Annotated in this window: 1 protein-coding gene; it reads left to right on the top strand. The window is 64.7% G+C overall.

Going from position 1 to position 235, the window contains the following annotated elements:
- Positions 1 to 235: calcium:cation antiporter family protein (locus Ga0466249_RS26285; protein ID WP_215832433.1), on the top strand; the 235-nt coding region annotated here is incomplete at both ends.

Here is a 235-nt window from a genome sequence, read left to right as displayed (position 1 = left end):
CGGCGATACGCCGGCCCCGACGCTGGCGCGCGACACCGTGTTTGCGGTGGTGATGATCGTCTGCAACGGCCTGGTCGGGCTCTGCATCTTCATCGGCGGCATCCGCTACCGCGAGCAGGATTTCCAGATCACCGGCGCGAATCTTTACCTCAGCGTGCTGTTCGTGCTCGCGACCATCACGCTGGACATGCCGAATTTCACGCTGACCGCGCCCGGCCCGATCTATTCCACGGCC

The organism is Pelorhabdus rhamnosifermentans, from assembly GCF_018835585.1.
Classification (GTDB): Bacteria; Bacillota; Negativicutes; order UMGS1260; family UMGS1260; genus Pelorhabdus; species Pelorhabdus rhamnosifermentans.
Note: the sequence above shows the minus strand (reverse complement) of the source record. Positions and strands in the feature narration are given on the sequence as shown.